Source organism: Streptomyces sp. NPDC045778, assembly GCF_056431945.1.
In genome coordinates this window covers 15046-40326 of the sequence record NZ_JBWKJZ010000023.1, presented here as the reverse complement: position 1 = coordinate 40326, position 25281 = coordinate 15046, and the positions used below count along the sequence as shown (strand labels likewise).

The window sequence follows — 25281 nt, the reverse complement described above, 5'->3', positions numbered from 1 at the left end:
TGCCCGCTCAAGCCGCGGCGCGGTCCGCGAGGGCCGCCGGGGGCTCGTCGTCCATCTCCACCGCCATCGGGAACGGCGCGTGCCCGGCGAGGCGGAACCAGCGCACCTTGCGGTGGCGGCGCAGCGCACGGGCCGCGCGCACCGCGTCGTTGTGGAAGCGCCGCGCCATCGGCACCCGGCGCACGGCCGCGGCGAGTTCCCGCGTGGCCTCCTCGCCGCCCGGCGCCTCGCGTACCGCCTCGACCTGCTGCGCCTCTCCGAAGACCGCGCGCAACGCCTGGCTCAGCTCGCTCTCGGCGACCTCGCGCTGCTCCTCCTCCGCCTGCCGGGCCGCGTGCGCCGCCTCGTACAGGACGATCGACGCTGCCGGATCGAGCACTCCGGAGGTGGCCAGCTCCTGCGCGACCGAGGCGCGCCGCAGCAGCTGCGCGTCGAGCGCGGCGCGGGCCGCGTCGATGCGCGCGTGCAGCCGGTCCAGGCGGCCCGCGGTCCAGCTCAGGTAGAGGCCGATCGCGAACAGGACGACCGCGATCCAGATCAAAGTGGAGGTCACAGCGGCCTAGGCTACCGCCGGGGTCCGGCAGGGCCCGACGGGGCGCGGACCCTGTCGATCCGCGCGGGGCCCCTGTCGATCCGCGGCTCCGCCGCGCGGCCGCGGCGTCGAGGGCGTCGCGCGCTTCCCGCGCGGCCTCAGTCCCGCGCCAGGCCGAACCGGGCCCGCAGGCCCGATCGGTCGTCCGCCGCGACCGCCGCCGCGCCGTCCGTCACCGTCTCGTACACCGACAGGATGTCCGCGCCGACCGTCGACCAGTCGAAGCGGCGCACGTGCTTACTGCCCCGCTCGCGCAGCTCCTCGCGGCGCTTGGGATCACCGAGCAGGCGCACGGCGGCCTCGGCGAGGGACTCCGCGTCCTCGTTCGCGAACAGGTCGCCCGCCGTGCCCTGGTCGAGGACCTGGGCGAAGGCGTCGAGGTCGCTGGCCAGCACCGGGGCGCCCGCCGACATCGCCTCGACGAGGATGATGCCGAAGCTCTCCCCGCCGGTGTTCGGCGCGACGTACAGGTCGACGCTGCGCAGCAGCCGCGCCTTGTCCTCGTCGCTGACCATGCCGAGGAACTCCACGCGCTCGCGCAGCGGGGTAGGGAGCGAGGCCACGGCCTCCTCCTCGTCGCCGCGCCCGGCGACAAGGAGGCGTGCCTCCGGGCACTCCGCGAAGATCCTGGGCAGCGCCTTCATCAGGACCGGCAGGCCCTTGCGGGGCTCGTCGATGCGGCCGATGAAGCCGATCGTGCCCCCTTGCCACTCGGGCTTGGGCTCGGCGTCGGCGAAGAAGTCGACGTCCACGCCGTTCGGGATGACCACGGCGTCGCCGCCCAGGTGCTCGACCAGCGTGCGGCGGGCGTACTCGCTGACCGCGATGCGCGCGCTGATCTTCTCCAGGGCGGGCTGCAGGATCGGATACGCCGCGATCATGGCCCGCGAGCGCGGGTTGGACGTGTGGAACGTCGCCACGATCGGGCCCTGCGCCGCCCAGCAGGTCAGCAGGCCGAGCGACGGCGAGGTCGGCTCGTGGATGTGGATGACGTCGAAGGTGCCGTCGTGCAGCCAGCGGCGCACCCGCGCGGCCGACAGGAAGCCGAAGTTGAGCCGCGCCACCGAGCCGTTGTACGGAACCGGAACGGCACGGCCCGCCGACACCACGTACGGCGGCAAGGGGGTCTCGTCGTCCGCCGGGGCGAGGACGGAGACCTCGTGCCCCATGCGGATGAGGTGCTCCGCCAGATCGCGGATGTGGAACTGGACGCCGCCCGGCACGTCCCACGAGTACGGGCAGACGATGCCGACCTTCACCGCGTCCCCTCGCCCCGGGATCCGTCCGCCTCCCGCGCGCGCCCCGCCGGGGCGGGCGCCTTCGCCGGGTCCAGGTCCGCGAGCCACAGCCGCTGGAGCATGTGCCAGTCCTCCGGGTGCTCGGCGATGCCCGTGGCGAAGACGTCGGCGAGGGCCTGGGTCATGGCGGCCGTCTTCTCCGCGCGCGTGCCCGTCTCGGGCACGTCGACGGGCGGGTGGACACGGCCGCGCATCACCGGCGACGCGTCGTACCAGAGCGTCACCGGCAGGAGCAGCGCGCCCGTCTGCTGGGCGAGCGCGGCGGGCCCCGCGGGCATCCGCGCGCTCTCGCCGAAGAACTTCACCTCGACGCCGGACGCCGACAGGTCCCGGTCCGCGACGAGGCAGACGAGCCCGCCCGCGCGCAGCCGCCGGGCGAGCGTGCCGAAGGCCGAGCCGCCGGTGTGCGGCAGGACCTCCATGCCGAGTCCGCTGCGGTAGGCCACGAAGCGGTCGTACAGGGACTCGGGCTTCTGCCGCTCCTGCACGGTGGTGAACGGCGTCTTCAGCTTCGTGGTGACCCAGGCGCCGGCCAGGTCCCAGTTCCCCAGGTGCGGCAGCGCGAGGATGACGCCCCTGCCGCTGTCCAGGCCGTCGGTCAGGTGGTGCAGGTCCTGGGGCGTGAAGCCGTCCTTGATGCGGTCCTCGCTCCAGGCCGGAAGCCGGAAGGACTCCATCCAGTAGCGCATGTACGACCGCATGCCCGCCTTGGACAGCTCCGCGAGGCGCTGCGGCGTCGCGTCAGGCACCACGCGCGCGTAGTTGGCCTCCAGGCGCAGCACGCCCTTGCCGCGCCGCTTCCACGCGAGGTCGGCGATGCCACGCCCCAGGCGCACGGCGGCGGGCTCGGGAAGCTTCTTGACCGTGCTCCAGCCCGCCCCGTACAACGCGTCCGTCAGCTTGTCCGCGGCGCGGCTCATGAGGCGGTCTCGCTCCGCTGGGCGTCGTCCCGGGCCGCCTCGGCGTCCGCCTCCGCGGACTCGCGGCGCACCGTCACCACGCGCTGCACGAGCGTGACGAGACTGCCGACGGCCACGATCCACAGGGCCACGGGCAGCAGTACGTCGATGCCGGGCACCCCGAACTTGTGCAGCCCGGCGAAGCCCGCCGCCACGAGCGAGATCACCAGGCGCTCGGCGCGCTCCACCAGGCCGTTCACGGCCACGGGCAGGCCGATCGCCTCGCCGCGCGCCTTCGTGTACGACACCACTTGGCCGCTGGCCAGGCAGAAGATCGACACGGCGCACAGGATGTTGTCGTCGCCGGACCCCGCGTACCACAGGGCGAAGCCGCCGAAGATCGCGCCGTCGGCGACCCGGTCCAGCGTCGAGTCGAGGAACGCGCCCCAGCGGCTGGAGCGGCCGAGCTGACGCGCCATGTTGCCGTCGACGAGGTCGGAGAACACGAACAGCGTGATGACGACCGTGCCCCAGAAGAACTCCCCGCGCGGGTAGAAGACCAGCGCTCCCGCCATCACTCCGGCCGTACCGATGAGCGTGACCGTGTCGGGGCTGACCCCGCGACGGATGAGAAACGCGGCGAACGGCGTGAGGACACGCGTGAAAAACGCACGCGCGTACTTGTTCAGCATGGCCTTCCCGAGGGTCGGTGCGCACGGCGGCCCCGTTGGCCACCGGCTGGCCCATCGTAGTCACGCCCCGGACACGGCGGCTCGCCCCCTCACGATCGCGTACGACGTATGGACGCACAGTGACGCAAGTGGAAAGCTCGGAAGCACCGCGGGCGTCGTCGGAGCCGCCCCCGCACGCGGGTCCCGCGTGTCCGCGCTTCAGCCAGCATCCCCGAGGGGGCTGTGCCTCCTCACCACGCACGTAACCGGGAGGCCAAGGCATGGGCGACAAGGCGAACGCACACCCCGGAGCCGCCGGCAGGGCAGCGACGGCCGACCACCCCGCGTCCGTACGGAATGTGGTGCTGGTCGGCCACAGCGGATCGGGCAAGACGACACTCGTGGAGGCCCTCGCGCTGACCGCGGGGGCGGTGAACCGGGCGGGCCGCGTGGAGGACGGCACGGCTGTGTCCGACTACGACGAGATCGAGCACCGGCAGCAGCGCTCGGTCCAGCTCTCGCTCGTCCCCGTCGAATGGGGCGGTTACAAGATCAACATCCTGGATACGCCCGGCTACGCCGACTTCGTCGGCGAGCTGAGGGCCGGTCTGCGCGCGGCGGACGCGGCCCTCTTCGTCGTCTCGGCGGCCGAGGGCGCCGAAGGCATCACCGGCGCCACCCGCATGGTCTGGGAGGAGTGCGCGGCCGTCGGCATGCCCCGGGCCATCGTCGTCACCCACCTGGAATCCGCGCGCGCGGACTTCACGCAGATGACGCGCACCTGCGCCGAGGCCTTCGGCGCCGACGACCCCGACGCGGTGCTCCCGCTGTACCTGCCGCTGCACGGCGAGCCGGGACCGGACGGACACGCACCCGTCACCGGGCTCATCGGACTGCTGTCCCAGCGCGTCTACGACTACGCCTCGGGCGAACGCAAGGAGTCCGAACCCGGCGCCGACCAGCTGCCCGCCATCGAGGAGGCACGCAACAAGCTCATCGAGGGCATCATCGCCGAGAGCGAGGACGAGTCCCTCATGGACCGCTACCTCGGCGGCGAGGAAATCGACTACAAGACCCTCGTGGACGACCTGGAGCGGGCCGTCGCCCGCGGTATCTTCCACCCGGTGCTCGCCGCCGCCCCGGCCGCCGAGGGCGCCCGCCAGGGCATCGGCACCGTCGAACTCCTTGAACTGGTCACCGGCGGCTTCCCCACTCCCCTGGAGCGCCCCGCGCCCACCGTCACCACCCCCGACGGCAAGGCGAGGCCCGCCCTCACCTGCGACCCCGAAGGGCCCCTGGTCGCCGAGGTCGTCAAAACCGCGTCCGACCCCTACGTCGGCCGGATCTCGCTGGTACGCGTCTTCTCCGGCACCCTCCGCCCCGACGAGACCGTGCACGTCTGCGGCCACGGCCTCGTCGACCGCGGCCACGAGGAACGCGACCTCCACGAAGTCGACGAGCGCGTCGGCGCCCTCTCCGCGCCCTTCGGCAAACAGCAGCGCTCCCTCTCCCGAGCCATCGCGGGCGACCTGGCCTGCGTCGCCAAGCTCACCCGCGCGGAGACCGGCGACACCCTCTCCGCCAAGGACACCCCGCTCCTCATGGAGCCCTGGGACATGCCCGACCCGCTCCTGCCCCTCGCCATCCAGGCACACAGCAAGGCCGACGAGGACAAGCTCTCCCAAGGCCTCTCACGCCTCGTCGCCGAGGACCCCACCATGCGGCTCGAACAGAACCAGGACACCCACCAGGTCGTCCTGTGGTGCCTCGGCGAGGCCCACGCCGACGTGGCCCTGGAGCGGCTGCGCAGCCGCTACGGCGTCCAGGTCGACGTCATCCCGCACAAGGTGTCCCTGCGCGAGACCTTCGCGGGCAAGTCCGCCGGGCGCGGCCGCCACGTCAAACAGTCCGGCGGCCACGGCCAGTACGCCATCTGCGAGATCGAGGTCGAGCCCCTGCCCGGAGGCAGCGGCATCGAATTCGTCGACAAGGTCGTCGGCGGAGCGGTACCGCGCCAGTTCATCCCGTCCGTGGAGAAGGGCGTCCGCGCCCAGGCCGCCAAGGGCGTCGCCGCAGGCTACGCGCTCATCGACGTACGCGTCACGCTCCTCGACGGCAAGGCCCACTCCGTGGACTCCTCCGACGCCGCCTTCCAGACCGCCGGCGCCCTGGCCCTGCGCGAAGCCGCCGCGGGCACCACCATCCACCTCCTAGAACCCGTCGCCGACGTCCAGGTCCTCATCTCCGACGAATACGTGGGCGCCGTCATGAGCGACCTGTCCGGCAGACGCGGCCGCGTCGTCGGCACCGAACAGGCACCAGGCGGACGCACCCTCGTACGCGCGGAGGTGCCCGAGATCGAGATCGGCCGGTACACCGTCGACCTCAGATCGCTCTCCCAGGGCACCGCCCGCTTCAGCCGCCGCTACGCCCGGCACGAACCGATGCCCCCGCAACTGGCCCAGCGGATCCGCGAACAGGCCCAGGACACCGCCTAGTTGAGCCCCACTGGCCGAATGCCGCCCGCTCCGCCTCTTCCTCGCGGGCGGCATTCCGCCGACCCCTGACGGATGTCGGCACGCCCCGATACGCTGATGACCTGATCAACAGCCGTACCGGCCAGGTCAACAGGTGTGCCGGGCCGCGCAGTCGGGAAACAACGCAATCGGGAAGGGCCGCGGCGGTCAGCGGCGCGGCGATGGGGGCGGCAGGTGGCGGACGACGCATTCGACTTCAGGCCGGGGGCCCAGGTGCCGCTCTCCGGCGCCGCGGGCCAGACCGCGGCCACCCACGCGCTGGCCTCCGCGGCCTACCGCGACGGCGAGGTCGACGAGATCCTCAAGGCCAACAGCGACTGGCACAAGTCCGTGGTGAAACCGGGCCTGTGGTCCCTGTTCAAGCCGAGCCTCGGCGAGGCCTTCGCCAGAACGGTCCAGGTGCGCATGCTCGGCGGCGCCCGCAGCCCCCTCATCCAGGCCTTCGGCATCGACCCCCAGTCGGTCGTCGAGCACTGCCTCGCCGCCACCGGCATCCGCCGCCACCGCGACAGCTGGCTCACCCTCGTCATGGCCGTGTGCGGACTGCTCTTCCTGCCCGGCCTGCTCGCCTGGCTGCTGGTCTTCACCGCCCGCCGCTGGATCACCAAGCAGAAGGACAAGCGCACCCAGGCCATCGCCACGGCCCTCCTCGTCGCCATCGGCGTCGTCGTGGTCATCCTCCTCGTCAAACTGCCCTTCCACGGCCTCCTGGCCTGGTATCTGCGCCTGTGCCCCGTCGTACCCGTCGTCGGCTGGTTCTGGGCCAAGCACATAGCCGAAGGCACCGCCAAGGACCTGCGCGAGCGCTGGAGCGCCCTCCTCTCGGGCGGCGGCATCGGCGCGAAGATCCCCGAAGCCGTGCCCGGCAGCCCCGGCGACGCCTCCGCCGAGCGCCTGCGCCAGGGCCTCGCCCGCCTCTCCGCCGAGCAGCAGAGCAACTCCGTCTTCTACGCGGGCCCCAAGGGCATACTGGGCATGGGCACCCGCTGGGGCAGCTGGCAGCTCGCCGAGGAACTGGTCCCCCGCGAGGACGGCAAGGAGATCAACCCCTTCCGCAGCTGGGACGTCATACGGGCGGTGCACGACCAGCTCCGCATGCTCGAGCGCGGCCCCCTGCACACCGGCGGCTTCACCACCCCGTCGATAAGGCACTGGATCGTCACCCCCGTCGGGGAGAACGCCGGCTCGGTGTCCCGCCCCTCCGGCACGGACGTCGAGGCCTTCCAGATCAAGGGCCACGAAATACAGCGCATCTGCAACGAGCAGCAGTTCGGCAGCGGCGACCGCCACTACCTGGGCGTGCAGTTCACCCTCTGGGACGGCCAGCTCGTCATCACCATGCTGATCACGGTGACGGTCCTGCACGAGACCCTGCGCATCGAGGTCACCGGCCACGCCCTCGGCCCCGTGCACTCCCTCTTCACCAGCAAGCCCTCCCCCAAGACCAAGACGGTCAGCAAGACCATCAAGTTCTGGGAGACCACCACGCGCAACCTCCCGCTCGTCGACGCCCAGGAAGTGGTGCGCCTCGCCGTCCGCGCCCCCTTCACCTGGTACCCGCCGATCCTGGACTACCTCGGCGGCAAGCTCGTCCTGCCCGAACCCTTCGGCCTGCGCCACGCCTGGGCGGACAAGCCCTGGCGGCACCGCTTCATGGCCGACGACGCGCTGCGCGCCGCGACTCCGGTCCTGCGCGTCGTCCACACGGCCGCCATCAAGGTCCTGGAGGAGAACGGCGTGAACACCGACCGCTTCAGCGGCCGCGCCACGTTCCTCAGCGGCGCGATCCAGGACCCGATGCCGCGCCAGGCGGACGTCTACGGCGCGTAAGCGCTCCGCGGGGGCGCGGTTCGGAATCTGCGGGCCGTCTGTGGCCGGTCGCGCCCACGCGGCGGAGCCGCATGTCGATACCGCCCCGCGCCCCTTCGGGGCGCTGCCCTACGCCGCGGGCCACGCCTCCGCGATCATCTTGCGGGTGTCGGCCAGGAGCTGCGGCAGCACCTTCGTATGCGCCGTGACGGGCATGAAGTTCGTGTCCCCGCCCCAGCGCGGCACGATGTGCTGGTGCAGATGCGCGGCGATCCCCGCGCCCGCGACCGTGCCCTGGTTCATGCCCAGGTTGAAGCCGTGCGCGCCGGACGCCGTGCGCAGCGCGGTCATCGCCTGCTTGGTCAGCTCGGCCAGCTCAAGCGTCTCCGGACCCGTCAGCTCCGTGTAGTCCGCGACGTGCCGGTACGGGACCGTCATCAGGTGCCCGCCGTTGTACGGGTAGAGGTTGAGCACCGCGTACACGTGCTCGCCCCGCTTGAGCACGAGGCCGTCCTCGTCCGACTTGGCCGGGATGGAGCAGAACGGGCAGCCGTCCTCGGCCCCCGAACCGGTCGGCTTGTTCTCGCCTTGGATGTACGCCATCCGGTGGGGCGTCCACAGGCGCTGGAACGCGTCCTGCGTCCCCACTCCGATCTGCTGCTCCGGCTCAGTCGTCATGGTGGCCAGCATATTCGCCACCGGACACGCGACGAGGGGCGGCCCCGGTGGGGGCCGCCCCTCGCGGCAGGCCTTGAACGCGGCCGGGCGTCAGACCTGGGTGCGCTCCTCGACGACCTTCAGGATCTTGGCGATGGCCTCCTCGGCCGGGATCCCGTTCTCCTGCGACCCGTCCCGGTACCGGAAGGACACCGCGCCCGCGTTCATGTCGTCGTCGCCGACGATCACCATGAACGGCACTTTGGACTTCTGTGCGTTGCGGATCTTCTTCTGCATCCGGTCCGAGGAGGCGTCCACCTCAACCCGAAGCCCATGCTTCTTCGCCTCCTCCGCGAACTCCTGGAGGTACGACACGTGCGCGTCCCCGACCGGGATGCCCACGGCCTGCACCGGAGCGAGCCACGCCGGGAACGCGCCCGCGTAGTGCTCAAGGAGCACCCCGAAGAACCGTTCGATCGAGCCGAACAGCGCGCGGTGCAGCATGACCGGCTGCTGCTTCGAGCCGTCGGCGGCGGTGTACTCAAGCCCGAACCTCTTCGGCTGGTTGAAGTCCACCTGGAGGGTCGACATCTGCCAGGACCGGCCGATCGCGTCCTTCGCCTGGACGGAGATCTTCGGCCCGTAGTACGCGGCCCCGCCCGGGTCAGGGACCAGCGGCAGGCCCTGCTTCTCGGCGGCCTGGCGCAGCGCCTCGGTGGCCTCGGCCCAGTCCTCGTCCGAGCCGATGAACTTGTCGGAGTCGTCGCGGGTGGACAGCTCCAGCTCGAACTCGTTCAGACCGTAGTCGCGCAGCAGGTCCAGGACGAAGGTGAGGAGCTTGTCCAGCTCCTCGGCCATCTGCTCCTTGGTGCAGTAGATGTGCGAGTCGTCCTGGGTGAACCCACGCGAGCGGGTCAGACCGTGCACGACGCCCGACTTCTCGTAGCGGTAGACCGTGCCGAACTCGAAGAGCCTCAGCGGCAGCTCGCGGTAGGACCGGCCGCGCGACTTGAAGATCAGGTTGTGCATCGGGCAGTTCATCGCCTTGAGGCGGTAGTTCTGCTCGTCGAACTCGATCGCCGGGAACATGCCGTCCGCGTAGTGCGGCAGGTGCCCCGAGGTCTCGAAGAGCTTCTCCTTCGAGATGTGCGGGGTGTTCACGAACTCGTAGCCGGAGTCCTCGTGCCGCTTGCGGGAGTAGTCCTCCATCACCTTGCGGATGACGCCGCCTCGGGGGTGGAAGACCGCGAGGCCCGGGCCCAGCTCCTCCGGGAAGGAGAACAGGTCCAGCTCCGCGCCGAGCTTGCGGTGGTCGCGCTTCTCGGCCTCCGCGAGGAACTCCAGGTGCGCCTTCAGCTCGTCCTTGGAGGGCCAGGCGGTGCCGTAGATGCGCTGGAGCTGCGGGTTCTTCTCGCTGCCGCGCCAGTACGCGGCGGCGGAGCGCATCAGCTTGAACGCCGGGATGTTCCGGGTGGTGGGCAGGTGCGGACCGCGGCAGAGGTCCTTCCAGCACAGCTCGCCGGTCTTGGCGTCCAGGTTGTCGTAGATCGTCAGCTCGCCCGCGCCCACCTCGGCGTCGGCGCCGTCGGCGGCCTGCGCGGCATTGCCCTTGAGGCCGATCAGCTCCAGCTTGTACGGCTCGTCGGCCAGCTCGACGCGGGCGTCGTCGTCGGTGGTGACGCGGCGCGAGAAGCGCTGGCCCCGCTTCTGGATCTCCTGCATCTTCTTCTCGATGCGCTTGAGGTCCTCGGGGGTGAAGGGCTCCTTGACGTCGAAGTCGTAGTAGAAGCCGTCCCGGATGGGCGGACCGATGCCGAGCTTGGCGTCGGGGAAGAGCTCCTGCACGGCCTGGGCCATGACGTGCGCGGCGGAGTGGCGCAGGATGTTCAGACCGTCCTCGGAGGAGATCTCGACGGGCTCGACCTCCTCGCCGTCCTGCATTTCGTACGCGAGGTCCTTCAGCTCGCCCCCGACGCGCGCGGCCACGATGGTGCGCTCGCCCGCGAACAGCTCGGCGGCCGTGGTGCCCGTGGTCACCACGCGCTCTTCCCGCTCGGAATCGCGTTGGATGATCACACGGACGTCTGACACCGGTCTCTCCTGTCTGAGGGGGTGCGGCAGGTCCTCGCCTGCCCGCGCAACGAATCGTACCGAGCCGGTGGGGCCCACCGCGAAACGGTTGTCCGCGGGCGGCCCGCGCTCCGGCGCCCTCAGTCGGTGCTGCACGCCTCCTCGAAGAAGTCGAGGTTCTCCTGGAGCGACTTCAGCAGCCGGTCCCGCTCGGCGTCGTCGACCTGCACCGGCACCACCTGCGTGGCCCCGGTGAGCCTGCGGAAGCCGCCGCGGCTCTCCAGGCGGCCCTGCACCCGGATGGGCAGCCCGACCAGATGGGCGTGGCCCGCGATCCGGTACGACTCCTCGTCCAGGGACATCCGTACGTGCGGGACCTCGGCGCCCGCGAGCACCCGCACCCGGACCGTGCCCGCGCCGCGCGGCCCCGAGCGCCGCATGCGCACCACGGCGCCGGTGATGCGCACCGGCACGGACGGCTCGTCGCGCAGATAGCGGGCCCCGGCCTCGCGCAGGACGGCGAGGTCGCCCGGGGAGAACTCGACGGGCTCGGTGGTGGCCGCGCAGCCCTCGGGCACGCCCGCGGCGGGTGACCACTCGACGTGGACGCGGGCGCCCTCGGTGCCGCGTACGAGCAAGACGATGGCCTCGATCAGCTCGTGGCTGACGCCTGCCGCGACGGCTCCGTCGAAGGCGTCCATGCCGCCGGTGGCCCGCTGGTAGTCGACGGCCTCGCGGGCCGCGTACAGCGCCTGGTGCAGTCGTACGGCAAGGGGCCGGGCGGCGGAGACCGGTACGAAGGCGGTGAGGCGGCGTCCGCCCGGCGCGGGCCCCACGAGGACGTTCTCCAGGGCCGCGGCGGCGGGGCGGCGGTGCCGTGCGCCGTGGTACCCGGCGCGCTCGCGTGCGGCGAGGGCGCCGGCCAGGAGCATCTGCCGGGCGGCGCCGCGCAGGTGTTCCTCGACGGTCCAGGGCGCGGCGCCCGCGGGCCCGCCGGGGACGTCGCGCCACCAGCGGATCTCGTCGCTGGGCACGGTGAGCGACACGAGTACGTCGCGGGCCGAGGGCGAGGAGCTGCGGGCGAGGGCGGTGAGGGCTTCGCCGATGAGGTCGTCGCTGTCGGGGAAGGCGCGGCTCTCGGGGACGAGGAGGCTGGTGCCGCGGGCGGCCGGTCCCGGCGGGGTCCAGCGGGAGTAGTGTCCGGCGGCGCCGCCGCGGCGCTGCCAGCCGTGCCGGTGGAGGAGGGCGATGAGTACGGCGGGGTCGACGTGGGCGGGCTCGGGCGGCTCGGACCACGCGTCGGGGGCTTCGGCGGGGCGGGGCCGTAGGCGGCGGAGCCCTCGGGTGGGGTGCGCGGTGGCCGGGCCGTCGCCGCGCAGGGGGGCGGGGTCGTCGATCGGGCGGTGCATCAGGGTCTCCCTCCCGTGCCGACGCGCGTCATGATCTCGCAGAGGGCGCGGTCGTCGAAGATCCGTGCGGTGGGGACGCGGACGGTGGTCCTCCGTCTGCCGGTCACGGGGTGCCCGGCGAGGTTGGTCCAGTAGCAGCAGTGCCGCAGGTCGAGGCGGTCGTGGCCGGCGCGCAGCCAGTCGTCCTGGGACCGGGGCACGAGCATGACCACCAGTATTTTGTGCACCGATACCGGGGTGCGGGCGAGCTTCTCCAGGTGGGCGTTGTCCAGGGTGAAGGAGAAGGCGGGGCCCTTGGGGTGGGGCGGGATCTGGTAGGTGCACTTGAGCTGCACCTTGATGGTGACCTCGTCGTCGACGGTGTGGCCGGGGGCGCTGTGGCTGACGTGCCAGTCGATGCCGTTGTCCGGGAAGGGCTGCGAGAGGGAGCATCCGGCCGCTGCCGCGACCGCGTGCAGATAGCCCACCTGAAGGGTCTCCATGCAGGCGGTGGTGGCGAGTGTGCCGCGCGGCGGTGCGATCCGCTCGGGCAGCAGCCCACCCTGTTCGGGCTGCGCGAGCGCCATGTCCTGAAAGCCTTCCGAACCGGTGAAATCCCCGCTTGAGCCGTCAACCACTGGGCTCCGTACCTGTGTTGTCTCCTGGGCGGGTTCGGCGCAAACGGCCCGGGTATCACCTGCGTGAGGCAGGAGCGGAGGTCAACTGCCGTAGCTGATCGAGGAGTTGTGTCGGGATGACGTGCTGGTACGAGGGGCCCTTGGCCGCATTCGACACGGAGACGACGGGTGTCGACGTGGAGACCGACCGGATCGTGTCGGCCGCCGTCGTCGTGCAGAACGGCGCGGGGGCCCGCCCGCGAGTGACACGCTGGCTGGTGAATCCGGGGGTGCCGGTCCCCGCGGCGGCGACGGCGGTGCACGGCCTGAGCCAGGACCATCTGGAGCGCAACGGCCGCTGGCCGGCTCCGGTGATGGAGGAAATAGGCCGGGAGCTGGCGGAGCAGGGCGCGGCGGGGCGGCCGCTGGTGGTGATGAACGCGCCGTTCGACCTGACGCTCCTGGACCGGGAGTTGCGCAGGCATCGCGCCTCGTCGCTCTCGCGCTATGTCGGCACCTCACCGCTGTGTGTGCTCGATCCGCGGGTCCTGGACCGGCATCTGGACCGGTACCGCAAGGGCCGGCGCACGCTGTCGGACCTGTGCGAGCTGTACGGGGTCGAGCTGAGCGGCGCTCATGACGCGGCGGCCGACGCACAGGCGGCGCTCGATCTCGTCCGCGCTCTGGGCCGTCGTTTCGCGGCGCGGCTCGACCGTCTTTCGCCCGCCGAGCTGCATACGTTGCAAGCGGTGTGGCACGCGGCGCAGGCGCGGGGGTTGCAGACGTGGTTCGCGCGCGGCGGGTCGCCGGAGACGGTGGATCCGGCGTGGCCGCTGCGGCCCGAACTGCCCGCGGCCGCTTGAGCCCTGGCGGGCTCCGGGCATGAAAAAACCGGTCCGTCGGTGACGGACCGGCATTCTCCGGGTGGGCGATACTGGGTTCGAACCAGTGACCTCTTCGGTGTGAACGAAGCGCTCTCCCACTGAGCTAATCGCCCGGGAACGCACTGAACAATACAGGTCCGGGCGCCGATCCTTCAAACCGCCCGCCCTCCTGGCGGGCGCGGCCCCTCAGGGGCGTGCCGCCTGCGGTCCTTCCCGGTCGAGGCGGGCGGCGAGACCGCGTCGTCCTGCGCGCATCATCAGCGCGTGGTTGAGGCGGAGCAGCGGCCTGCCGGGCACGGCGAGGCGGCGCAGGAGGGGTTTGCGGACGTCGACTTCCTGGTCGTAGCGCGCGCGGGTGCCGCCGCCGGGCGTGGGCGTCAGGGTCCAGCGCGCCCAGCCGTCGAGGTCGCCGGTCATGGTGATGGCGAGGACGCCGCGCCCGGGGTCCCGGCAGCTTTCGCGGGCGGTGATCACCAGGTCGTACGGCAGGAGCGAGCGGAAGCGAGCGGTGCCGCTGCGGTCGTCGATGGGGGTGACCTCGCGGACCTGGGGCCACCAGGCGGGGTAGTCCTCGGCGCGTTCGAGCGCGGCATAGACGGCGGTGGGCTCGGCGTGCAGATTCCATACGCTGCGGAAGCGGTAATGGCACCAGTCCATGGCTTCAAGTCTGCCGCCGAGGGGCGCGTTCCGCTCCCGGTTTCCGACGGGGCGTCAACTCGGAGAAATAGGAAGCAGTTATTCCGGACGGTGCGGCGGGGCCCGTGAATTCCGTGAAAGGGCGTCAAATACGACAGTGGCCCGGAGGCTGTTTCCAGCCTCCGGGCCACAATCCCGGGTGGGCGATACTGGGTTCGAACCAGTGACCTCTTCGGTGTGAACGAAGCGCTCTCCCACTGAGCTAATCGCCCGGGCGCAGAGAGAACATTACCCCATGTCAGAGGGTGCTTGTGACCACCTGACCGAGCTGGCCCCCGGCGGCCTCGGCCGGCCCGCCGGGGCGGCGCTCACTGATCGTTGATCTTCCACGGCATCTCGAGGCCGTACTTCCAAAGGTAGACGCCGGCGAGGGCCCCGACGATCACGAGGCCGATCGACGTGAGGATGATGTTGCGGCGGCGCACTCTGGGGTCGAGTGCGCGCTGTGCTGCCTCGGTGACCTTCCGTTTCGTCCATCGGAGCACCAGCTGCGCCCAGACGAACTCGGTCGCCCAGATCGCCATGCCACAGAAGATGACCACCCAGCCGGGCCCCGGCAGGGGCAGCATGATGATGCCCACGACGACGACCGCGAGGCCGACGATGAAGACGCCGACCTGCCAGCTCAGGTGCAGTGCGCGACGCGCCTTGACGAACTCCGGCGCCCGCGACCCGAAGGGCTTCTCGGGCTTGGTCGGGCCCGCCGCGCCCTCGGCCGCCTGGGCCACCGTCGGCTCGTTACTCCCCGTATTCATGCCGCCAAACCCTACCGGACGGAAACCCGTCACCGGAATGGCCGTACGAACCATTCGGACAGTCCGCCATACGAGCCACCTAAAGACACCCAAAACTCTCAGAGGGGTTTACAACGGCACCGTAGGTGGCATGTCGATTTCGCCGACGTGCGAATCCCCGAGCGCACACTGAGCGAAAGGCCTTGGCGCTTATGAACACCACGGTCAGCTGCGAGCTGCACCTGCGCCTCGTTGTGTCGAGCGAGTCCTCACTGCCTGTACCCGCGGGACTGCGGTATGACACGGCCGATCCCTATGCCGTGCACGCCACCTTCCACACCGGAGCCGAGGAGACCGTCGAGTGGGTGTTCGCCCGCGACCTCCTCGCCGAGGGCCTCCACCGGCCCACCGGCACCGGCGACGTCCGAGTCTGGCCGTCCCGCAGCCACGGTCAGGGCGTCGTCTGCATCGCCCTCAGCTCCCCCGAGGGAGAGGCTCTGCTCGAGGCCCCGGCGCGGGCCCTGGAATCGTTCCTGAAGCGTACCGACGCGGCCGTGCCGCCCGGCACGGAGCATCGTCACTTCGATCTCGACACGGAGCTCTCGCACATTTTGGCCGAAAGCTAGTCCGGCCGGTCCGGGAGCCGCTCACCGCCGTCCGACTCGGGGAGACGGCGTGGGTACGACAACGACATAGCAGGCACAGCAGACACCGGCGCCGGTGCCGCGGCACTCCGCGGCTCCGGCGCCGTGGCGCGCGGGGCGTGAGCCGCTAGCATCGGCCAGCATCAGGCGGGCGCCCGCCCGACCCTCATGAGGCCAGGGAGCGAATCGTGCTGATCACCCATGACACCAGGTGCGCGCTCGACGCCGTGGTCGATCTGGTGAACTCCGCGCCGGACGACCCGGACGACGAGGGCGGTGGCGGCGCCGAGGGCCTGGCGGACGTCGCGGCCCTGCGCGAGTTCGTGCGGAACCACTCGATCAGTGACGTCGGAGCGCTCACGGAGCGGGACCTGGCGGCGGTGCACCGCGTCCGCGCCCGCTTCGCCGAGGTCTTCGCGGCCGCCGAGGCGCATGTCGCGGCGGCCCTGCTGAACGAGCTGGTGGCCGCGGCGGGCACCACGCCGCGCCTGACCGACCACGACGGCTACGACTGGCACGTGCACTACTTCGCGCCGGGCGCCTCCGTGGCCGACCACCTGGCGGCGGACTGCGGGATGGCGCTCGCCTTCTTCGTCGTCGCGGGCGAGCAGGAGCGGCTGCGGCGCTGCGAGGCGCCGGACTGCCGCCGCGCCTTCATCGACCTGTCCCGGAACCGCTCGCGCCGCTACTGCGACAGCCGCACCTGCGGCAACCGTCTGCACGTCGCCGCCTACCGGGCCCGGCGCCGGGAGGCGGCGGGCCTGGAGCAGAACGTGCCGGAGCAGGGCGCGCTGGAGGGCGGCGGGCTTGAGCGGGACACGGACGAGCGGGCACGCCTGGAGCGGGGCCTACAGCAGGAGCAGGTCGTGCAGTGAGGCCATGAGCAGCAGGCAGCCGATCACCGCCAGGAAGATCATCAGCGGGGGCTGGGAGAGGGCGAAGAGGCAGCCTCGCGGCTCGTCGGCGGTTCCGTGCCCGTCGGGCGGGGCGGGTTCGCTCTGTGTGGTGGTGTCCAGCATCTCGCCGTGATGATGACCCAGCCCGCACCCCCGCACTGACCAACACGCCCGGTCGGAGCGGCAGTTCGCCGCATTCCGTGACCTTGGTGGGCCCGGCGTGGCGTACCTGCGAACGGTGTCCGTGGATACGCTCGAACCGGGGACCCCTCAGGGTGACGCGGGGACCCCTCAGGGTGACGGGCGCTGCTCAGCTGTCGTGCTGCTTGTCTCGGCTCATATGCCGTGCTTCTTGAGGATGGCCTCGATGTCGCTGAAGTCCTCCGCGGGGGCCGCCGTCTTCTTCGGCTCGGGCGCGGGCCTGGCGCCCGCGCCGAGGGAGGGGGCGGAGGCGGCGGGGGCGACCGCGTCGCGCTGGGCCGCCTTCGCCGCCGCCTTGCGCTCCTTGCGGGTGCCGCCCGAGCGGCGCTCGGCCGAGCGCGTGCCCATGAACAGCAGCCAGGCCGCGCCGAGGACGCCGAAACCCGCCCAGGCGACCGGGCTGAACGCGGTCTCGGCCGCCCACTCGACGGCGCCCGTCATGACCAGGCCGAGCGGGACCAGGGCATAGGCGGCGAGGCGGGCCGCGGCGAGGAAGCGCTTGCGGTACGCCGTGACGGCGGCTATGCCAAGGCCGGCCGCGGCGACGGCGGAGCAGATGGTCTCGGCAATCATCCCGGTCCTCCAGGCGTGCGGGTGTGGTGCGGTCGCGCGGGCACGGTGTGGTCACGCTTGTCCCTTCCATCCTGCACCTGGCCGGGGCCTCGTAGCCACGACGCAGGAGGACATCAGGGAGATATCCGGGTCGGCCCTCCTCCCCAGGTGCCGGTCGGCGGGCGGTCGCCTGGGAGACTGTGCGCATGAACGACTCTTCCACCACCGGCCCCGCCAGCCCCGTCGTCATCGACGTCTGGTGCGAGTTGCAGTGCCCCGACTGCCGCACCGCCCTGGGCGACGTGCGCGCCCTGCGGGACCGCTACGGCGACCGCGCCGAGCTGCGTCTGCGCCACTTCCCGCTGGAGAAGCACCGGCACTCCTTCGCCGCCGCGCAGGCCGCCGAGGAGGCCCTGGAGCAGGGCAAGGGCTGGGAGTACGTCGAGGCGGTCCTGGCCCGGGTGGAGGAGCTTGACCGTAAGGGAGAACCCTTCCTGGTGGAGGTGGCGGGGGAACTGGGCCTGGACGCCGAGGAGTTCGACACCGCCCTGGTGGACGGCCGGCACATCCTGATCGTCGACGCCGACCAGGCCGAGGGCAAGGCCATCGGGGTCACCGGGACGCCGACGTACGTCGTGGGCGGTGAGCGGCTCGACGGCGGCAAGAGCCAGGACGGCCTGCGCGAGCGCGTCGAGGAGATCACCGACCGCCTGCTCGCGCAGGGCTGACGGCGCCGGCCGCCTCCGGGGGCCGGCGGCCGGCGCGGCAGCCGGGCCCCGGAGGGGGTCAGAGCAGCGGCTTGTACAGGTAGTACGCGTCCACCTCGTAGCCGAGCGACTCGTACAGGCGCAGGGCCGCGGTGTTGCCCGCGAACACGTTCAGGCCGATGTGGGTCCCGCCCGCCTCCAGGCCCTGCCGTTCGGCGACGAGCATCAGCGACCGGCCGTGGCCGCGGCCGCGGTACTCCTCGCGGACCTCGACGTCGTACACGAACATCTCGCCGTTCCGCTCGGCGAGCCACAGGGTGCCCACCGCCGTGTCCGCCTCGGTCAGGACGCTCAGGCGGGCGCCCGGGGTGGCCGTCCCGTCGGGCAGGGCGCGCGCGTATTCCCGTGCCGCCTTGTCGCGGGCTTCGGCCTCGGGGACGCCGCGCTCGATCCAGTCGCGGGCGTAGGCCTCCGTGGCGTGCGCCGCCCAGTGCGTGAATTCGGCGTCCGCCATGGGGCGCGCCCGTACGCCGTCGGGCAGCGGGGGCGGTGTCAGGGGCAGCGCCTTGGACATGTTGCGGTTGCGCTCCACATAGCCGAGCGCGGTGGCGAGGTCGAGTGCGCCCGGGGCGCCCGCGCGCACCTTCAGCTCGATGCGGGAGCAGCCCCAGCCGCGCGCCACTTCCTCGGCGGCGAGGGCCGCCACGGTGCCGCGGCCCCGGCGGCGGTCCCGCTCGTCGATCCGCAGGTCCAGGATCTCGGCGACGCGGGGGCCGAAGACGGAGTGCGTGGCCAGCTGGATCCGGCCGACGGGGCGGCTGTTCACGCACACGTCGTACGTACGTGACTTCGCGCCGTCCGTGCTCTGCTGGAGCGGCCCGGCCGGCCGCAGAGTGGTGGTCATCACGGGAGTTGTACCCATCCCGCGCCCCCGCGTCATCTGCTTTTCCCGTCGGCCGGGCCGGTCCCCTACGGGTCCAGGTCGTCGGCGGCGCGCTCGGCGAAGACCCGCATGGACTTGGCGGTCACCGGGCCGGGGGCGCCGGGCAGGTCACGGCCGTCGACGCGGTGGACGGCCTGCACGTCACGCAGCGTGGAGGTGAGGAAGACCTCCTCCGCCCGGTCCAGGACGTCGAACGGCAGGTCGGTCTCGCGCGCCCCGGTCCACTCGACGGCCAGCGCGCGCGTGATGCCCGCGAGACAGCCGGAGGCCACCGGCGGCGTGTGGATCTCGCCGTCGAGGACGACGAAGACGTTCGACCCGGTGCCCTCGCACAGCCGCCCCACGGTGTTGGCGAAGAGCGCCTCGGTCGCGCCCCGCTCGGTGGCGCGGGCGAGCGCGAGCACGTTCTCCGCGTACGAGGTGGTCTTCAGGCCGGTCAGCGCGCCGCGCTCGTTGCGCGTCCAGGGGACCGTGATCACGGCGGTGGAGTCGGGCCTGCGCGTGGTCTCGCCGAGGGCGACGACGAGGGTCGGGCCGTGGTCGCCGCGGTCGGAGCCGAGCGGGGAGAGGCCGCCGGTGTAGGTCAGGCGCAGCCGGCCGAGAGCCATGGGGTTGGCGTCCAGGACGGCGGCGCAGGCGCGGCGGACCTCGTCCAGGTCCGGCTCGGGCAGGCCGAGGCCGCGTGCCGAGCGGGCGAGCCGGTCGAGGTGGCGGGTGAGCGCGAAGGGCCGTCCGGCGACCGCCTTCACCGTCTCGAAGACGCCGTCGCCGACGGTCAGGCCGTGGTCGAGGACGGAGACACGCGCGGATTCGAGGTCGTGCAGGCCGCCGTTGAGCCATATCTTCACGAAGGGGTCCCTCCCGTTGGTTCGTACGTTCCTGACGCTACCGCCAGCAGCCGCTCGGCCTTCAGCTCGGTCTCGCGCCACTCCCCCTCGGGGTCGGAGCCCCAGGTGATGCCGGCGCCGGTGCCGAACCGCAGGGCGTTGTCGGCGCGGTCGATCCAGAACGTGCGGATGCCGACGGCCAGCTCGGCCGTGCCCCGGTCGGCGTCGACCCAGCCGACGCCGCCGCAGTAGGGGCCGCGGGGAGCCGTCTCCAGGGCGTCGATGATCCGCAGGGCGCTGGACTTGGGGGCGCCGGTGACGGAGCCCGGCGGGAAGGCGGCGCCGAGCAGCTCCGGCCAGCCCGCCGCGGGGCGCAGCTCGCCGCGGACGGTGGAGACGAGGTGGACCAGGCCCGGGTGCTTCTCGACGACGCACAGGTCGGGCACGGTCACGGTGCCGGTCCCGCAGACGCGTCCGAGGTCGTTGCGGACGAGGTCCACGATCATCACGTTCTCGGCGTAGTCCTTGTCCAGGAGGTCCGCCTCGGTCCGGCCGGTGCCCTTGATCGGCCCGGACTCGACGACGCCGCCCGCGCGGCGCAGGAACAGCTCGGGCGAGGCGGTGGCGACCTCCACGCCGTGCGCGGGCAGGCGGATCGTTCCGGCGTAGGGAGCGGGGTTCCCGCGCGCGAGGAGGGCGGTCAGCGCGTCGATGTCGGCGTCGTCGGGGACGGGCGCGGACAGGACGCGGCAGAGGTTCGCCTGGTAGACGTCCCCGGCCGCGATGTGCGCGCGGATCCGGCGTACGCCGTCCGTATACGCGGCGCGGTCGAGCGACGACGTCCAGTCGCCGGCCGCCGGGCCGTGCCAGGCGCCGGGCACGGGCGCGGGCACCGGCTCCTCGCGCACCCGCCCGAAGCGGGCGCACACCAGGCGGCCGTCGAAGTCCGCGCAGACGGCCCAGAAGCCGCTGCTGTCCAGGGCGGAAGGGTCGCTGGTCACGTCCCGTAGATCGGTCGCGACGAGGCCGCCGAAGCGGGCCAGAGGAGGCAGGTCGTGCACGGCTGCGAGTCTATGACCGGCGCTCTTGCGGCGCCCCGGGCCCGGGTGACCAGGGCGGCAGCGCAGCACGCTGCGCAAACGCGTTTTTGTACTGGCCCGGGAATCCGCTAGAGTTCAACACGTCGCCGGGACGCGGAAGCGGACCGGGAAAGACAAGCGGACGTAGCTCAGTTGGTAGAGCGCAACCTTGCCAAGGTTGAGGTCGCCAGTTCGAACCTGGTCGTCCGCTCGCAGGAACGCGGGGGATCATCCCGAAACCCCGTACTCCTGGTGGAGTGGCCGAGAGGCGAGGCAACGGCCTGCAAAGCCGTCTACACGGGTTCAAATCCCGTCTCCACCTCCAAGGACGATTAGCTCAGCGGGAGAGCGCTTCCCTGACACGGAAGAGGTCACTGGTTCAATCCCAGTATCGTCCACTGGAATCTCTGATCATGAGGCTCTCGGGCCTTCGATCACGCAGAGGTTTCCCCGCGCGATTAGCTCAGCGGGAGAGCGCTTCCCTGACACGGAAGAGGTCACTGGTTCAATCCCAGTATCGCGCACGCAGCACCCTCCACCTGCGGGTATACACTCGCCGATGGTCCCGCGCGATTAGCTCAGCGGGAGAGCGCTTCCCTGACACGGAAGAGGCCACTGGTTCAATCCCAGTATCGCGCACCACCTCCACGAAGCCCCCGGCCGTTCATCGGCCGGGGGCTTCGTCGTGTGTACGGCTCTCAGGACGAGAACAGCATGTGGCCGAAGCTCTTGTGCCGCTTGTGCCCGTGATGTCCGTGGTGCTCGTGGTGGCCGTGGTGCGGGGCGCCCCAGGCGGGGGCGGGCGCGGCGGGGTAGCTCTGGGGCGCGGGCGGCACGGGCGGCGCGGGCGGGACCTGGTGGCCGCTCCACTGGCTCTCCAGGCGCGTCAGGGCCTCCAGCTCGCCGTAGTCGAGGAATATCCCGCGGCAGCTGCTGCACTGCTCGATCTGGACGCCGTTGCGGTTGTACGTGTGCATCGCTGCGTGGCACTTGGGACAGTGCATGGGGCGGCTCAACTCCTCGCCGGTCGTGACAGGTTCGCCGGATGTCTGCCCGGCTTCGCTGCGTCGCACCCTACGTGGGGGGCGACGGGTGCCTGATCGGGAGGTACGACGGTCATCCGGTCGTCAGGTCATCCGGCGGCAGGCGTCGACGACGTCCTGCTCCACCTCGTCCAGGGCGCGGCCCTCGGCTGTCGCCTTGGCGATCGCGAGTGCGGCCGTCTGCACGGTCAGCGCGCGGGCCGGGACGTCGAGTACGGGCCACGGGTCGCCGCCGTCGGCGGGGACGGCCGGGCCGCCCGCCGCGCGGTAGGCGTCCAGGAACCTCGTCCACTCCGCCGTGCCGAGCAGGCCGCAGGCGTACCAGGCGGCCGGGCGGGCCAGGTCCCAGGCGGGGTCGCCGAGGCCCAGGTCGTCGATGTCGATCAGCAGCCAGTGGCCTTCGGGGGCGCGGACGAGCTGGCCCAGGTGCAGGTCGCCGTGGCACAGGTACGACGGGCCCGGTGTCGGGGCCTCGGCGCGGGCCCAGGGGGGCAGGGCAGCCCAGGCGCCCTCGACGGCGGGGGCGTCCGGGTGCGGGGCCGTGGCCGTCGCCGCACGCAGGCGGGCGAGGGCCCGGGCCGCCTTCTCCGGGCCTTTCATGGGCGGCAGGCCGGGCGCCGGCCGCGCGGGCGGCGTGCGGTGCAGGCGGGCCAGGAGGGTGGCTGCCGCCTCCCAGGGGGCGGCGTCCGGGTCGTCCCGGTCCACGGGGGTGCCGTACGGCCAGAGCGTGACCAGGCGGCCGTGCAGGCGGGTGGGGTGGGGCCGCAGCGGGGCCAGGAGCGTGTCCGCGAGGGCGGGGTGGGCCGCGACGGCCAGGCGGGCCCGCAGCGGGGGCTCGGGGGTTCCGGGGGCGTGGGCCTTGGCCACGACGGCCGCGTGGCGGACGACGGCGGCGTCGGGGCGGTCCGCCAGAACGGCGGCGCGCGGTGCGCAGGGGCAGGCGTGCGGGGCGGGCGTGTGGGCCCGTAGCTCGGCGTGGCCGGCCAGGGCGGGGAGGAGGGTCACGGCGGTCCTGGGGGATGCGGGTGTGCCGGTGTGCGGTGAGCGTACGGGGTGGGGCTGGGCGGGGGCGCCCCTGGTCCGCCCCTGGTCCGCCCCTGGTCCGCCCCTGGTCCGCCCCTGGTCCGCCCCTGGGGATGCTCCCCTGGGCCTGGGGGCCTCCCGACCCTTACGGGCGGGGAAAAGAACAGCCCGCGCAGCTCCCCAGCTGCGCGGGCTGTGTGCCGTCCGCCGCACCCCCGTCCCCACGGGGTTTCATGGCCGGATGTCCCCGCCCGGACCGCTCTTCCGGGCCTGGGGCGCCGCTCAGCGCCCCAGCATCTCGCCCACGGACGACGCCTGTGTGAGCACTGCGTCCCAGCCGCCGAAGGCGACGATCAGCAGGGCTGCCAGGGGGAGGACCATGAGCGTGGCCACCAGCGGGTGCCGGGTACCGGACGGCCGGACGCCCAGGGTGGAGAGCCTGCGTCCCCGGGTGCGGATCATCGTCCGCGGCGCGGTGTCCGCCATGGCCGCTCTCCCTTCCTGACTTTGTCGTGCACAGAGGTTCTTGGTGCACGGAGGTTCTTGGCAGCGGCGGGTGTCTGACCTCGGGGGACGAGTGCTGCACCCGCCGCTTGACCTCAAATTTAGGCGTGCGGGGCGTGGCGCACGTCATGCCCTCGTATCGATTGCCGGGCCTCCCGGAGGATGACCGCTCGTCACACAAGTACTCCCGTGGGTGGAGACGGAGACCTAGGTCCCTCCCAGGACTCAGGGTCTTCCCCGAGGGGACGTCCGGTTCACTCGGAGCTGTCCTCCCTCGGGACGGGTTGCTCGACCAGGGCCAGGACGCGGGTCGCCATGAACCGCGCGGTGCGCACGACAGAGCCACTGCGGGTGACTTCGCTCACTTCCACCACTCCCCTGCGGACGGCGGTCTCCACGCGGCGGCCCGCCCTGCTCGCCACCACTTCGTACGTACGCGTCGTGTCCCCGGCGTCCACGACTATCTCCACGCGATCACCCTTCACGGGATCAATCCCCCTTCGACGGTGGGTGGTTGGGGGTGCGGGTGACGGCGATGAGCCCTGGGCGCGCGCCACCTGACCACTTTTCAAGTTTCGCACCGGGCACTGACAATCGATCGGCCCGCGAGGGCGCGGCCTCTGCACGGCCCGGGCCGTGGAAACGTAAGCTGTGGCTCGTCAGACGGACCGGGCAGCGGGGATGAACATGGCGATGATGCGCCTGAGGCGCGAGGACCCGCGTGTCGTCGGCTCGTTCAGGCTGCACAGGCGGCTGGGCGCCGGCGGGATGGGTGTCGTCTACCTGGGCTCCGACCGTCGCGGGCAGCGTGTGGCGCTGAAGGTCATCCGGCCCGACCTGGCCGAGGACCAGGAGTTCCGCTCGCGCTTCGCCCGGGAGGTCTCGGCCGCCCGGCGCATCCGCGGCGGGTGCACCGCCCGGCTCGTGGCCGCCGACCTGGAGGCCGAGCGGCCCTGGTTCGCCACGCAGTACGTGCCCGGTCCCTCCCTGCACGACAAGGTCGCCGCCGAAGGGCCGCTGGCCGCCGCCGAGGTCGCCGTCGTCGGCGCCGCACTCTCCGAGGGGCTCGTCGCCGTGCACGAGGCCGGTGTGGTGCACCGGGACCTCAAGCCGTCGAACATCCTGCTGTCCCCGAAGGGGCCGCGGATCATCGACTTCGGGATCGCCTGGGCCACCGGCGCCTCGACCCTGACGCACGTCGGCACGGCCGTCGGCTCGCCCGGCTTCCTCGCGCCGGAGCAGGTGCGCGGCGCCGCCGTCACGCCCGCCACGGACGTCTTCGCGCTCGGGGCGACCCTCGCGTACGCGTCGATGGCGGACTCTCCCTTCGGGCACGGCAGTTCCGAGGTCATGCTCTACCGGGTCGTCCACGAGGAGGCCCAGCTGCGCGGCGTGCCGGACGCGCTCGCGCCGCTGCTGCGGGCCTGTCTCGCGAAGGACCCGGAGGAACGTCCCAGCACGCTCCAACTGTCGCTGCGCCTGAAGGAGATCGCGGCCCGCGAGGCGCAAGGGCTCGGCGACGTGCGCCCGCCCGCGCCGCGCCAGGAGCAGCACGAGCGCCCGACGGGCCGCCTCGCCGAGGAGTACGCCGACCAGCGCACGCAGCGCCGCGCGGCGCCGGGCACTCCCCCGCCGCGCACCGGCTCGCCCAGGACCGGTGGCTCCCGCGACGGCGATCCGCGTACGGGCGGTTCCAAGACCGGCGGCTCACGCACCGGCGGCTCGCGGCCGCCCGCGCCGCGCGGCACCCGGGGCTCCAGCGGTAGGACCGGGCCGCGCAGCAACACCGGACGGCAGGGGCCGCGCACGACCGGCACCCGGCTGCGGCCCGCCAACCCCCGGCTGCTGCGGCAGCGGCTCTTCGTGTTCGTGGTCGTGACGCTGCTGGTGGCGCTGGGGATCGCCGCCGCGCAGGGGTGCCAGGGGCCCGCGCGCGGGCTCGGTGACGTCCGTCAGGAGCAGGGCGTCAGCGACGTACGTTCGACGCACGACAGCGGTTCGTGACCGCCG

The 25281-nt window shown here is 72.3% G+C and carries 26 protein-coding genes and 7 tRNA genes; 12 read left to right on the top strand and 21 right to left on the bottom strand.

Annotated elements, in window-relative coordinates:
• Nucleotides 1-7: 7 nt before the first annotated feature.
• The 4 genes from AC07GB_RS26870 to pgsA all read right to left on the bottom strand — a co-directional run bounded on the left by AC07GB_RS26870 (nt 8) and on the right by pgsA (nt 3481).
• Nucleotides 8-553 carry a LemA family protein gene (locus AC07GB_RS26870; RefSeq protein WP_478849715.1) on the bottom strand — a complete coding sequence of 182 codons (546 nt, stop codon included), beginning with the start codon at nt 551-553 and terminating at the stop codon, nt 8-10.
• Nucleotides 554-690: 137 nt separating this feature from the next.
• On the bottom strand, nt 691-1851 hold the full coding sequence (locus tag AC07GB_RS26865) for a glycosyltransferase family 4 protein (protein ID WP_478849713.1): 1161 nt from the start codon (nt 1849-1851) through the stop codon (nt 691-693).
• The gene (locus AC07GB_RS26860) at nt 1848-2810 is read right to left on the bottom strand and encodes a phosphatidylinositol mannoside acyltransferase (protein ID WP_478849711.1); all 963 of its coding nucleotides are present in this window, start codon (nt 2808-2810) and stop codon (nt 1848-1850) included. The genes AC07GB_RS26865 and AC07GB_RS26860 overlap by 4 nt, the downstream gene beginning before the upstream one ends.
• The gene (pgsA, locus tag AC07GB_RS26855; RefSeq protein WP_478849710.1) at nt 2807-3481 is read right to left on the bottom strand and encodes a phosphatidylinositol phosphate synthase; all 675 of its coding nucleotides are present in this window, start codon (nt 3479-3481) and stop codon (nt 2807-2809) included. Before pgsA ends, AC07GB_RS26860 begins: the two co-directional genes overlap by 4 nt.
• 260 nt (nt 3482-3741) lie before the next feature.
• On the opposite strand from pgsA, the gene AC07GB_RS26850 reads away from it, so the two are divergent.
• Both AC07GB_RS26850 and AC07GB_RS26845 read left to right on the top strand, forming a co-directional pair.
• Nucleotides 3742-5958: an elongation factor G-like protein EF-G2 gene (locus AC07GB_RS26850; RefSeq protein WP_478849708.1), complete on the top strand. Its 2217-nt coding sequence runs from the start codon at nt 3742-3744 to the stop codon at nt 5956-5958.
• A 213-nt stretch (nt 5959-6171) separates the two neighbouring features.
• A complete protein-coding gene (locus AC07GB_RS26845; RefSeq protein WP_478849706.1) occupies nt 6172-7827 on the top strand; it encodes a hypothetical protein in 1656 nt (551 codons plus the stop codon).
• A gap of 108 nt (nt 7828-7935) precedes the next feature.
• Here the strand turns inward: AC07GB_RS26845 and AC07GB_RS26840 are convergent, their stop codons facing one another.
• From AC07GB_RS26840 to AC07GB_RS26825, 4 genes are all read right to left on the bottom strand, one after another.
• A complete protein-coding gene (locus AC07GB_RS26840) occupies nt 7936-8496 on the bottom strand; it encodes an HIT family protein (RefSeq protein ID WP_478849704.1) in 561 nt (186 codons plus the stop codon).
• A 78-nt stretch (nt 8497-8574) separates the two neighbouring features.
• Entirely contained in the window at nt 8575-10554 is a 1980-nt protein-coding gene (gene thrS / locus AC07GB_RS26835) for a threonine--tRNA ligase (RefSeq protein ID WP_478849702.1), read from the bottom strand.
• A 119-nt stretch (nt 10555-10673) separates the two neighbouring features.
• Nucleotides 10674-11945 carry a hypothetical protein gene (locus AC07GB_RS26830; RefSeq protein WP_478849898.1) on the bottom strand — a complete coding sequence of 424 codons (1272 nt, stop codon included), beginning with the start codon at nt 11943-11945 and terminating at the stop codon, nt 10674-10676.
• Nucleotides 11942-12508, bottom strand: coding sequence for a DUF4365 domain-containing protein (locus AC07GB_RS26825; protein WP_138958603.1), 567 nt, complete (start codon nt 12506-12508; stop codon nt 11942-11944). Before AC07GB_RS26825 ends, AC07GB_RS26830 begins: the two co-directional genes overlap by 4 nt.
• Before the next feature lie 167 nt (nt 12509-12675).
• Between AC07GB_RS26825 and AC07GB_RS26820 the strand changes: the two genes are divergently transcribed.
• Nucleotides 12676-13401, top strand: a complete 726-nt coding sequence (locus AC07GB_RS26820; RefSeq protein WP_478849700.1) for an exonuclease domain-containing protein — start codon at nt 12676-12678, stop codon at nt 13399-13401.
• Between the two features lie 62 nt (nt 13402-13463).
• Here the strand turns inward: AC07GB_RS26820 and AC07GB_RS26815 are convergent.
• From AC07GB_RS26815 to AC07GB_RS26800, 4 genes are all read right to left on the bottom strand, one after another.
• Nucleotides 13464-13535: transfer RNA gene (locus AC07GB_RS26815), tRNA-Val, on the bottom strand.
• A gap of 73 nt (nt 13536-13608) precedes the next feature.
• The gene (locus tag AC07GB_RS26810) at nt 13609-14079 is read right to left on the bottom strand and encodes an SRPBCC family protein (protein WP_478849698.1); all 471 of its coding nucleotides are present in this window, start codon (nt 14077-14079) and stop codon (nt 13609-13611) included.
• Between the two features lie 179 nt (nt 14080-14258).
• Nucleotides 14259-14330, bottom strand: a tRNA-Val gene (locus AC07GB_RS26805).
• A gap of 96 nt (nt 14331-14426) precedes the next feature.
• Nucleotides 14427-14873, bottom strand: a complete 447-nt coding sequence (locus tag AC07GB_RS26800; protein ID WP_478849696.1) for a TIGR02611 family protein — start codon at nt 14871-14873, stop codon at nt 14427-14429.
• Nucleotides 14874-15064: 191 nt separating this feature from the next.
• On the opposite strand from AC07GB_RS26800, the gene AC07GB_RS26795 reads away from it, so the two are divergent.
• Both AC07GB_RS26795 and AC07GB_RS26790 read left to right on the top strand, forming a co-directional pair.
• On the top strand, nt 15065-15478 hold the full coding sequence (locus AC07GB_RS26795) for an SsgA family sporulation/cell division regulator (RefSeq protein ID WP_003959770.1): 414 nt from the start codon (nt 15065-15067) through the stop codon (nt 15476-15478).
• A 206-nt stretch (nt 15479-15684) separates the two neighbouring features.
• The gene (locus AC07GB_RS26790) at nt 15685-16371 is read left to right on the top strand and encodes a CGNR zinc finger domain-containing protein (RefSeq protein ID WP_478849694.1); all 687 of its coding nucleotides are present in this window, start codon (nt 15685-15687) and stop codon (nt 16369-16371) included.
• On the opposite strand, the gene AC07GB_RS26785 is transcribed toward AC07GB_RS26790, so the two are convergent.
• On the bottom strand, nt 16345-16515 hold the full coding sequence (locus tag AC07GB_RS26785) for a hypothetical protein (protein WP_478849692.1): 171 nt from the start codon (nt 16513-16515) through the stop codon (nt 16345-16347). The genes AC07GB_RS26790 and AC07GB_RS26785 overlap by 27 nt on opposite strands.
• A gap of 213 nt (nt 16516-16728) precedes the next feature.
• On the bottom strand, nt 16729-17166 hold the full coding sequence (locus AC07GB_RS26780; RefSeq protein WP_478849690.1) for a hypothetical protein: 438 nt from the start codon (nt 17164-17166) through the stop codon (nt 16729-16731).
• 185 nt (nt 17167-17351) lie between these two features.
• Between AC07GB_RS26780 and AC07GB_RS26775 the strand changes: the two genes are divergently transcribed.
• Nucleotides 17352-17873 (top strand): DsbA family protein, encoded by a 522-nt coding sequence (locus AC07GB_RS26775; protein ID WP_478849688.1) that lies wholly within the window; start codon nt 17352-17354, stop codon nt 17871-17873.
• Nucleotides 17874-17931: 58 nt separating this feature from the next.
• On the opposite strand, the gene AC07GB_RS26770 is transcribed toward AC07GB_RS26775, so the two are convergent.
• From AC07GB_RS26770 to AC07GB_RS26760, 3 genes are all read right to left on the bottom strand, one after another.
• On the bottom strand, nt 17932-18756 hold the full coding sequence (locus AC07GB_RS26770) for a GNAT family N-acetyltransferase (protein WP_478849686.1): 825 nt from the start codon (nt 18754-18756) through the stop codon (nt 17932-17934).
• 65 nt (nt 18757-18821) lie between these two features.
• A complete protein-coding gene (locus AC07GB_RS26765; RefSeq protein ID WP_478849684.1) occupies nt 18822-19643 on the bottom strand; it encodes an aminotransferase class IV in 822 nt (273 codons plus the stop codon).
• Nucleotides 19640-20683 (bottom strand): chorismate-binding protein, encoded by a 1044-nt coding sequence (locus AC07GB_RS26760; protein WP_478849682.1) that lies wholly within the window; start codon nt 20681-20683, stop codon nt 19640-19642. The genes AC07GB_RS26765 and AC07GB_RS26760 overlap by 4 nt, the downstream gene beginning before the upstream one ends.
• Before the next feature lie 156 nt (nt 20684-20839).
• Between AC07GB_RS26760 and AC07GB_RS26755 the strand changes: the two genes are divergently transcribed.
• The 5 genes from AC07GB_RS26755 to AC07GB_RS26735 all read left to right on the top strand — a co-directional run bounded on the left by AC07GB_RS26755 (nt 20840) and on the right by AC07GB_RS26735 (nt 21343).
• Nucleotides 20840-20912, top strand: a tRNA-Gly gene (locus tag AC07GB_RS26755).
• 40 nt (nt 20913-20952) lie between these two features.
• Nucleotides 20953-21026: transfer RNA gene (locus tag AC07GB_RS26750), tRNA-Cys, on the top strand.
• A gap of 1 nt (nt 21027) precedes the next feature.
• Nucleotides 21028-21099: transfer RNA gene (locus AC07GB_RS26745), tRNA-Val, on the top strand.
• 54 nt (nt 21100-21153) lie between these two features.
• Nucleotides 21154-21225 (top strand) — tRNA-Val (locus AC07GB_RS26740).
• Between the two features lie 43 nt (nt 21226-21268).
• A tRNA-Val gene (locus AC07GB_RS26735) sits at nt 21269-21343 on the top strand.
• Nucleotides 21344-21399: 56 nt separating this feature from the next.
• On the opposite strand, the gene AC07GB_RS26730 is transcribed toward AC07GB_RS26735, so the two are convergent.
• The 4 genes from AC07GB_RS26730 to AC07GB_RS26715 all read right to left on the bottom strand — a co-directional run bounded on the left by AC07GB_RS26730 (nt 21400) and on the right by AC07GB_RS26715 (nt 23756).
• Complete coding sequence (locus AC07GB_RS26730) at nt 21400-21705, bottom strand: TFIIB-type zinc ribbon-containing protein (protein WP_478849680.1); 306 nt, start codon at nt 21703-21705, stop codon at nt 21400-21402.
• Between the two features lie 123 nt (nt 21706-21828).
• Nucleotides 21829-22749 carry a phosphotransferase family protein gene (locus tag AC07GB_RS26725; protein ID WP_478849678.1) on the bottom strand — a complete coding sequence of 307 codons (921 nt, stop codon included), beginning with the start codon at nt 22747-22749 and terminating at the stop codon, nt 21829-21831.
• A gap of 300 nt (nt 22750-23049) precedes the next feature.
• On the bottom strand, nt 23050-23253 hold the full coding sequence (locus tag AC07GB_RS26720; RefSeq protein WP_366789760.1) for a hypothetical protein: 204 nt from the start codon (nt 23251-23253) through the stop codon (nt 23050-23052).
• Between the two features lie 272 nt (nt 23254-23525).
• Nucleotides 23526-23756 (bottom strand): hypothetical protein, encoded by a 231-nt coding sequence (locus AC07GB_RS26715; RefSeq protein WP_138958616.1) that lies wholly within the window; start codon nt 23754-23756, stop codon nt 23526-23528.
• Nucleotides 23757-23952: 196 nt separating this feature from the next.
• Here AC07GB_RS26715 and AC07GB_RS26710 point away from each other — a divergent pair, with 196 nt between their 5' ends.
• Complete coding sequence (locus AC07GB_RS26710; protein ID WP_478849896.1) at nt 23953-25275, top strand: serine/threonine-protein kinase; 1323 nt, start codon at nt 23953-23955, stop codon at nt 25273-25275.
• Nucleotides 25276-25281 lie beyond the last annotated feature (6 nt).